Consider the following 7,890-nt stretch of genomic DNA (forward strand, 5'->3'; position numbering starts at 1 on the left):
CATCCCAAGTCCACGGCGCTCTTCGAGCACGAGTACCGGATCGAGCTCTCGCGCGCGGCCTGGCAGGCACTCAGCCGGAACGTCGGGCAGTGCCTCCGCAACTTCTTCCGCCTGCCGCTCACCGCCGAGATCAAGAAGTCCGAGCCGGCGCACTGGTCCATCGAGCACTGGTCGAAGGTCTTCGCCTTCGAAGGCACGTCGGTCTGGGTCGCGCCCGACTTCGGCTACTGGACCGGCACGGGGCGCCTCGCGCTCGTGGACTGGAAGACGGGCGGCGCGAACCCCGAGGCCGCCGCCTTCCAGCTCGGCTGCTACGCGCTCTACGCCCACGAGGTCCTCGGCGTCGAGCCGGCGCGCGTGGACCTGCTCGAGGCGAACCTGCGCGAGCCCGAGGTGACGCCTCATCGCTGGAGCGACGCGCGGCTCATGGAGATCAAGGAGCAGCTCCGGCTGTCCGTTCGCTCCATGAAGGCGTACCTCGTGGACCCCGACGCGAACGTGGCGGTGATCAACGACTTCGAGAAGACGGAGGACCTGCGCATCTGCCGCTGGTGCAACTTCCGGGCGGTCTGCCGCCCCGAGCTCGGCTCGTGACCAGGAGCAGCGCGCCGTGAGAGAGAACACGCTGAAGGCGATCTGGAAGCGGGGCGAGGCGGTCGTGAACGGGTGGTGCTCGATCCCGAGCGCCTTCGCCGCCGAGGTCATGGCCCATCAGGGCTTCGACTCGCTCACCGTGGACATGCAGCACGGCGTCGTGGACTACCAGGTCGCGGTCACGATGCTCCAGGCGATCTCGACCACGCCGGTGATCCCACTCGCGCGGGTGCCCTGGAACGACCCGGCGCGGATCATGAAGATCCTCGACGCCGGCGCGTACGGCGTCATCTGCCCGATGATCAACACGCGCGCCCAGGCCGAGGCGCTCGTGGCCGCGTGCAAGTACGCGCCGCGCGGCTACCGGAGCTGGGGCCCCGTGCGCGCGTCCATCTACGCCGGTGCCGACTACGGCGACCACGCCAACGACCAGCTCGTCGTCATGCCGATGATCGAGACGGCCGAGGCGGTGAAGAACATCGACGAGATCCTCCGCGTGCCGGGCATCGACGCGGTCTACGTCGGGCCGTCCGATCTCTCGCTGACGCTCGGCTGCAAGCCGCGGCTCGACCAGACCGACCCGCCCGTCGTCGAGGCGCAGCAGCGGATCGTCGAGGCCTGCAAGCGCCACGGCGTCGTCGCCGGCATCCACAACGCCACGGCCGCCTACGCGCTCAAGATGGTCGCGGCGGGCTACCAGTTCGTCACGCTCGCGAGCGACAGCCGTTTCATGGCCGCGAAGGCCGCCGAGGAGGTCGGCGCGGTCAGGAAGACCGGCGTCAAGGCGGGCAAGCTCCCCGCGTACTGAGGCGTGACCGGCCCCACGCATCCCTTCTCCGACGCGCTCCGGGAGCGGGCGCGCGCCCACCTCGCCGCCTTCGAGCGGCGGACCCTCGCCCCGGACGGCCGGCGGCCGGCTGCGGTCGCCGTCGTCCTGGTCCCGGACGACGAGGGCCGCGGCTGCTTCCTCCTCACGCGCCGCGCGGCCGGGCTCCGGGCCCACGCGCGCCAGTGGGCGCTGCCGGGCGGCCGCATCGACCCGGGCGAGAGCGCCGAACGGGCGGCGCTGCGCGAGCTCCAGGAGGAGCTCGGCCTCGTGCGCGAGCCCGGGTCGGTGCTCGGCCTGCTCGACGACTACGGCACGCGCTCGGGCTTCGTCATCACGCCCGTCGTCGTCTGGGGCGAGGGCGACGCCGCGCTCCGGCCGAACCCCGACGAGGTGGCCGGCGTCTACCGGGTGCCGCTCGCCGACCTCGACCGGCCGGACGTGCCGCGGCTCGTGACGATTCCGGAGAGCGACCGTCCGGTCATCCAGGTGCCGATCCTCTCGACGCTCGTCCACGCGCCGACGGCCGCCGTCATCTACCAGCTCCGCGAGGTCGTCGTCCACGGCCGCCCCACGCGCGTCGCCCACTTCGGAGAGCCCGTCTGGGCGTGGTAGTCTGAGCGGCGCGATGGGCAGGCTCGACGGGCAGGTGGCGATCGTGACAGGCGGCGGCAGCGGCATCGGCCGCGAGGCGGCGAAGATGCTGGCGGCCGAGGGCGCCCACGTGGTGGTCGCCGGGCGGCGCAAGCCGCCGCTCGACGACATCGTCGGCGAGATCGCGCGAGCCGGGGGACGGGCGACCGCGCGCCAGGCCGACGTCGGCAAGCACGCCGAGGCGGTCGCGCTCGCCCGCTTCACCGTCGAGGCGCTCGGGCGCGTGGACATCCTCGTCAACAACGCGGGCCACTCGAGCAAGGCCCGCTCGATCCGCTGGGTCGGCAAGGACGAGTGGGACAGCGTGCTCGACGTGAACCTGAACGGCGTGTACGCGCTCACCCAGGCGGTGCTGCCGGGCATGATCGAGCGCGGCAGCGGCACGGTCGTCACGGTGTCCTCGCTGGCGGCGCTCAAGCCGGGCCTGATCGGCGGCGCGCCCTACGGCGCGGCGAAGGCCGCGGTACGAAATCTGATGGGCCACGTCCACACGGTGCTGTGTGACAAGGGCATCCGCGCGACGACGATCATGCCGGCCGAGGTGGACACGCCGATCCTCGACAAGCGGCCGCTGCCCCCCGACGCGAAGGCGCGCGCGACGATGATGCAGGCCGAGGACGTCGCGCGCGCGATCCTCCTCTGCGTCACGCTCCCGCTGCGCACGGTGATCGAGGAGATCGTGATGAGCCCGACGATCCAGCGCGACATGACCGCCGACCTCGCCGTGGCGGGCCGCGCCGGCGGGCCCGACCCATGAGCGCCGCGACGCTCACGATTATCGAGGGCGCGCGCGCCGTGGAGGTGCCGGAGGCGCGCGGCCTCGAGGTCGTGACGCGCGCCGAGCGCGAGGGCCGGCCGGTCGCCCTCGACCGTGACGAGCGCGCGGCGTATCTCGGCACGAGTGCCAAGGAGCGCGCGCGCGCGCTCGCGTCGCTCGAGGCGCCCGACTTCGCGCTGCCCGACCTCGCGGGCCGCCCGCACTCGCTCGCCGAGCACCGCGGGAAGAAGATTCTCCTGGTCGCGTACGCCTCCTGGTGAGGGTGCCGCCTCGACCTGCCCGTGTGGCAGGAAGTGTACGAGGAGCTCCAGGACCGCGGCTTCGTGGTGATCACGGTCGCGCTCGACAAGAGCCCGGACGACGCGCGGCCCTGGATCGACGCCGCGAAGCCGTCGCACCCCTCGCTCGTGGACACGAAGCACGTCCTCGCCGACCTCTACAACATCGTCAACGTGCCAACGGTCCTCTGGATCGACGAGCGCGGCCGGATCGTGCGGCCGAACGACGTCGCCTTCGGCACGGACACCTTCAAGCACATCACCGGGCTCGAGGCCGCGAAGCACCTCGGGGCGCTCCGGGCGTGGGTGAGGGGCGAGGCGGCGGCGATCCCGGAGGCGCGCGCGCGGCAGCTCCAGCGGCTCCCCACCGCCGAGGACCAGCAGGCCCGCGCCGAGTTCGGGCTCGGCGAGTGGCTCTTCGAGCGCGGGCGGCGAGAGGCCGCCGCGCGCCACTTCCTCCGGGCCGGCGAGCTGGCGCCGCACGACTTCACGATCCGCCGCGGCACGATGCCGATGCGCGGCGTCGATCCGATGGGGCGGGAGTTCCGCGAGATGCTGGGGGCGTGGACCAAGGCAGGAAACCCGTACTACCGACCACTACCGGAGTGACCATGGGACTCCTCGACGGCAAGGCGGCGCTGGTGACGGGCGCGGGGCGGGGCATCGGGCGCGGCATCGCGCTGGCCCTCGCGAAGGCCGGGGCGAAGGTCGTCGTCAACGACCTGGGTGCGAGCCTCGCGGGCGAGGGCGGCGACCAGCGCCCCGCCGCGCAGGTGGTGGACGAGATCGTCAAGGCCGGGGGCGCGGCCGCGCCGAACTTCGGCTCGGTCGCCGACTTCGGCGAGGCGACGGCGATGGTCGAGCAGGTCGTCACGACGTACGGCCGGATCGACGTGCTCGTGCACGTCGCCGGCATCCTGCGCGACCGGATGGTCTTCAACATGACCGAGGTCGAGTGGGACGCGGTGCTCGGGGTCCACCTGAAGGGCATGTTCAACACCGTGCGCGCGGCCTCGATCGCGATGCGCGAGCAGAAGGGCGGCCGGATCATCAGCATGTCGTCGGTCTCCGCGCTCGGCGCGCCGGGCCAGCCGAACTACGCGGCGGCGAAGGCCGGCATCATCGGCCTCACCTGGTCCACCGCGAACGCGCTCGCCAAGTACGGCGTCACCACGAACGCGATCATGCCGAGCGGGGCGACGCGCATGATCGACTCGACGCCGCGGGGGCGCGAGGTCTTCGAGCAGACGGGCAAGTGGCCGAGCGAGCAGGCGGTCGGCACCGAGCGCGACCCCGACAACGTCGCGCCCCTCGTCGTCTACCTCGCCAGCGACGCCGCGGCGCACGTCAACGGCCAGGTCTTCCACTCGTTCGGGTACGGCTACACGCTCCTCGCCCAGCCCCAGGCGGTGAGGCGGCTCGAGGCGAACCGCCGCCTGACGCCCGACGAGCTGGTGAAGCTCTTCCCCACGACCCTCGGCCGCGGCCTGAAGGAGCCGCCCGGCACGGCGTTCGGCAAGAGCCTCGGCGAGCGGCCGAAGGAGGAGTGGACGGACCTCGGGAGCGGCGTCCGCTTCTGGCAGTCGCCCTGGGAGGAGAAGTGAAGACGGTCCTCTTCGTCTGCCACGCCAACACCTGCCGGAGCGTGATGGCGCACGTGCTGCTCGAGCGGATGCTGGAGGAGCGGCGCGCGGACGGGGCCGTCCGCGTCCTCTCGGGCGGGATCGGCAACATCGCGCGCGACGGGATGATCCCCTCGCTGGACGCGCGGATCGTCCTCCGCGAGGAGGGGATCGATCTCGCCGAGGACGCGTTCGCCTCGACCGACCTGCGCGCGCACCCGGACATCGTCGCCGCGGCGGACCTCGTGCTGACCATGACGGCCGCCCAGACGCAGGCGATCCGCGCCCTGGGGGCGAGGACCGGACCGCCGGTGCTGACGCTCCGGGAGCTCGCCGGCGAGCTCGGCGACATCGCCGACCCCGTCGGCCAGAGCGAGGAGCGGTATCGCGCCTGCCGCGACGAGATCAAGCGTTGCCTGAAGCTCTCCCTCGACCGCCTTCTTGTGACATTATCGCCCTGAGGTGACCCCGTGACCCGGACGCGGCCCGCGGTGGTTCTGGCGCTCCTGCTGCTTGCCGCCGTCGGGCTCCTCCCCGGCGGCGCGCGCGGCCAGCAGCCGGCGGCGAAGCTCTACCGCATCGGCGTCCTCAACACCTCGTTCGCCAAGAACGCGCCGATGGTCGAGGGGCTCAAGGCGGGGCTCAAGCAGCAGGGGATGCTGGAGGACCGCGACGTGACGTACGTCGTCCGCTTCACGCGCGGGAGGGAGCCGGAGCTCGGGCCCGCGGCCGAGGAGCTCGTGCGGTCGAAGGTGGACCTGATCTTCGCGAACGGGCCGCTCGCGACGCGCGCGGCGAAGGCCGCGACGTCGGCGATCCCGATCGTCTTCACGGTCGTGAGCGACCCCGTCGCCGCGGGGCTCGTGTCGGAGCCCGCGCGGCCCGCCGCCAACGTCACCGGGGTGTCCGGCCTGACGACCGAGCTCGTGCCGAAGCGGCTCGAGATCCTGAAAGCGCTCGCGCCCCGCGTCCGCCGGGTGCTCGTCGTCGCGCACCCGGATGATCCGGCCTCCGTCGTCGCGCAGCGGAAGGCCCAGGAGGTCGCCGCGCGGTTCGGCGTCGAGATCCTGGCGCGCCCGGCGCGGAACGCGGCCGACGTCGAGACCGTCACGCGCGAGCTCAAGGCCGGCGACGGGATGCTGCCGCCCGACCTCCCGCGTCTCGAGGTGCCCGGGCGGATGCTCGAGGTCTCGCTCGCGCGGAAGATTCCCGCGGTGTTTCCGACGACGCTCTGGATCCGCCAGGGCGCGCTCGCCTCCTACGGCTCCGATCAATACACCGAGGGCGTCCAGGCGGCGACGCTCGTCGCCAAGCTCCTCAAGGGGGCCCGGCCCCAGGACGTGCCCGTCGAGGGCGCCAAGAAGCTCACGCTCGCGATCAACCGGGGGACCGCGAAGAGCCTCGGCCTCGCCGTGCCCGAGGATCTACTCAAGCGCGCCGACCGGGTCGTGGAGTGACGTGAAGGCGCGCGGGCGCCTGTTCCGTCAGTACGTCCTCGTGCTCGCGGTCCTGGTGAGCGGGCCGCTCCTCGCCTCGGGCGCCATCGGCGTCTACCTCTCATACCAGCAGAACAAGGCCGCGCTCGTCACCCTCCAGCGCGAGAAGGCGCGCGCCGCGGCGACGAAGATCGAGGGGTTCATCAAGGACATCGAGCGGCAGATCGGCTGGACGTCCCAGCCCCAGCTCGGCCCGCCCGCGGTGCAGCTCGAGCAGCGGCGGGTCGAGTACCTGCGCCTCCAGAAGCAGGCCCCCGCGATCACCGAGATCAGCTACCTCGACGCGGCCGGCCGGGAGCAGCAGCGCATCTCGCGCCTCGCGATGGACGTCGCCGGCAGCGGGCTCGACGCCTCGCGTGAGCCGAAGTTCCTCGAGGCGAAGGGCGGCCGCGTCTACTACGGTCCGGTCTACTTCCGGAAGGAGTCGGAGCCGTACATGACGCTCGCGGTCGGCGCCCCGGGCCGCGAGGGCGGCGTCACTGTGGCCGAGGTGAATCTGAAGTTCATCTGGGACGTCGTCTCGCAGATCAAGGTCGGCAAGGCCGGCCACGCGTTCGTCGTGGACGGCCAGGGCGCGCTGATCGCGCACCCCGACATCAGCCTGGTGCTCCAGAAGACGACGCTCGCGGGGCTTCCGCAGGTCAGGGCGGCGCTCGCCGGCGCGGCCGGTCCGGCCGGCGAGCCCGAGGAGGTCACGCTCGCGCACGATCTCCGGGGCCAGCGCGTTCTCACCGCCCAGGCGGCGATCGTGCCGCTGCGCTGGTCGGTGTTCGTCGAGCAGCCGCTCGAGGAGGCGTTCGCGCCGCTGTGGGCCGCGATCCAGCAGACCGCCATCCTCGTGCTCGCCGGCGTCCTCCTCTCGATCGTGGCGAGCGTGCTGCTCGCGCGGAAGATGGTGACGCCGATCCAGGCGCTCCAGGAGGGCGCCGCGCGGATCGGCGCGGGCGAGCTCGGGCACCGGATCGAGATCCGCACGGGCGACGAGCTGGAGGCGCTCGCGGCGCAGTTCAACACCATGACCGCCCAACTCCAGGAGTCGTACGCGACCCTCGAGCGGAAGGTCGAGGAGCGCACGCGGGAGCTCACCGAGGCGCTCGAGCAGCAGACGGCGACGGCGGAGATCCTGCGCGTGATCTCGAGCTCGCCGACAGACGTCCAGCCGGTGCTGGACGCCGTGGCCGAAAGCGCCGCGCGGCTCTGCGGCGCCGTCGATGCGATCGTCATGAGGGTGGACGGCGACATGATGCACCGGGTGGCGCATTTCGGCGCCATCACGGCGGTGAGCGACGTGCGTCCGGTGACGTGGGCCACGCCGTCCGGCCGCGCCATCCTCGAGCGTCGAACGATTCACATCGACGACATCCTCGAGGAGTTCGCCCACGGCGATTATCTCGAGGCGCGAGCGCTGCAACAGGGCAGCGGCTTCCGCACCGTGCTCGTCGTCCCGCTCATGCGCGAGGACGCCGTGATCGGCGTCATCACGATCCGGCGGGTCGAGGTGCACCCGTTCACGGCGAAGCAGACGGCGCTGGTGAAGACCTTCGCCGACCAGGCGGTCATCGCCATCGAGAACGTGCGCCTGTTCAAGGAGCTCGAGGAGCGGACGCGCGCGCTGAGCCGGTCGGTGGAGGAGCTGACGGCA

General features: G+C 72.3%; 8 protein-coding genes and 1 pseudogene. All 9 read left to right on the top strand.

Annotated features, from left to right (window positions below; genetic code table 11):
• A partial coding sequence (locus tag VKG64_09045; GenBank protein ID HKB25187.1) for a PD-(D/E)XK nuclease family protein occupies nucleotides 1-594 on the top strand: 594 nt, incomplete at its 5' end.
• 16 nt (nucleotides 595-610) lie between these two features.
• Entirely contained in the window at nucleotides 611-1,402 is a 792-nt protein-coding gene (locus VKG64_09050; protein HKB25188.1) for an aldolase/citrate lyase family protein, read from the top strand.
• Between the two features lie 3 nt (nucleotides 1,403-1,405).
• Nucleotides 1,406-2,035, top strand: a complete 630-nt coding sequence (locus VKG64_09055) for a CoA pyrophosphatase (protein ID HKB25189.1) — start codon at nucleotides 1,406-1,408, stop codon at nucleotides 2,033-2,035.
• A gap of 13 nt (nucleotides 2,036-2,048) precedes the next feature.
• Nucleotides 2,049-2,831, top strand: a complete 783-nt coding sequence (locus VKG64_09060) for an SDR family oxidoreductase (GenBank protein ID HKB25190.1) — start codon at nucleotides 2,049-2,051, stop codon at nucleotides 2,829-2,831.
• Between the two features lie 95 nt (nucleotides 2,832-2,926).
• Nucleotides 2,927-3,739: pseudogene (locus tag VKG64_09065) on the top strand (TlpA disulfide reductase family protein).
• A gap of 2 nt (nucleotides 3,740-3,741) precedes the next feature.
• On the top strand, nucleotides 3,742-4,734 hold the full coding sequence (locus VKG64_09070) for an SDR family oxidoreductase (protein ID HKB25191.1): 993 nt from the start codon (nucleotides 3,742-3,744) through the stop codon (nucleotides 4,732-4,734).
• The gene (locus VKG64_09075) at nucleotides 4,731-5,213 is read left to right on the top strand and encodes a low molecular weight protein arginine phosphatase (protein HKB25192.1); all 483 of its coding nucleotides are present in this window, start codon (nucleotides 4,731-4,733) and stop codon (nucleotides 5,211-5,213) included. Before VKG64_09070 ends, VKG64_09075 begins: the two co-directional genes overlap by 4 nt.
• 9 nt (nucleotides 5,214-5,222) lie before the next feature.
• Nucleotides 5,223-6,209, top strand: coding sequence for an ABC transporter substrate-binding protein (locus VKG64_09080; GenBank protein ID HKB25193.1), 987 nt, complete (start codon nucleotides 5,223-5,225; stop codon nucleotides 6,207-6,209).
• Nucleotide 6,210: 1 nt separating this feature from the next.
• The coding region (locus tag VKG64_09085) for a cache domain-containing protein (protein ID HKB25194.1) at nucleotides 6,211-7,890 on the top strand (1,680 nt) is incomplete at its 3' end.

The sequence above is a fragment of the Candidatus Methylomirabilota bacterium genome, from assembly GCA_035260325.1.
In the GTDB taxonomy this organism is placed as follows: Bacteria; Methylomirabilota; Methylomirabilia; order Rokubacteriales; family CSP1-6; genus AR19.

What these genes read in the sequence shown, in the direction of transcription:
- VKG64_09070 (HKB25191.1), top strand. Translation starts at nt 3,742, where the DNA reads ATGGGACTCCTCGACGGCAAGGCGGCGCTGGTGACGGGCGCGGGGCGG.
- VKG64_09060 (HKB25190.1), top strand. Translation starts at nt 2,049, where the DNA reads ATGGGCAGGCTCGACGGGCAGGTGGCGATCGTGACAGGCGGCGGCAGC.